Source organism: Kitasatospora sp. NRRL B-11411, from assembly GCF_000721345.1.
Taxonomy (GTDB): Bacteria; Actinomycetota; Actinomycetes; order Streptomycetales; family Streptomycetaceae; genus Kitasatospora; species Kitasatospora cineracea.
Genome location: NZ_JOGH01000334.1, coordinates 1 through 288, shown reverse-complemented (window position 1 = coordinate 288; position 288 = coordinate 1). Strand labels below are relative to the sequence as shown.

Genomic DNA, 288 nt, shown 5'->3' with positions numbered 1-288 from the left:
TCCGGCGCCGAGGACGACGGCGGAGGGGGTGCCCAGGCGGCGGGCGAGGGTCAGCAGTTCGAGGGCGGGCTTGCGCACGGCGCCGTCGGCGTGGTCGACCAGGACCAGGATCTCACTCATGGTTGTTTGCTCCGTATCCCTTTATTCCCGGCGGCCCGTCAGATGAACTTCTGCTCGGCGAGGTAGGCCGCGAGCTGCTTGCCGCCCTCGCCCTCGTCGGTCACGATGACGCCCTTGGTGCGGGCGGGGCGGGCGGTGACGTCCTCGACCTTGCTCCAGGCGCCGGCC

Annotated in this window: 2 pseudogenes; both read right to left on the bottom strand. The window is 71.2% G+C overall.

Annotation, left to right across the window (positions count from 1 at the left end):
- Positions 1-120, bottom strand: a pseudogene (locus IH44_RS46120) (electron transfer flavoprotein subunit alpha/FixB family protein); the annotation flags it as partial.
- Between the two features lie 38 nt (positions 121-158).
- Positions 159-288: pseudogene (locus IH44_RS46115) on the bottom strand (electron transfer flavoprotein subunit beta); the annotation flags it as partial.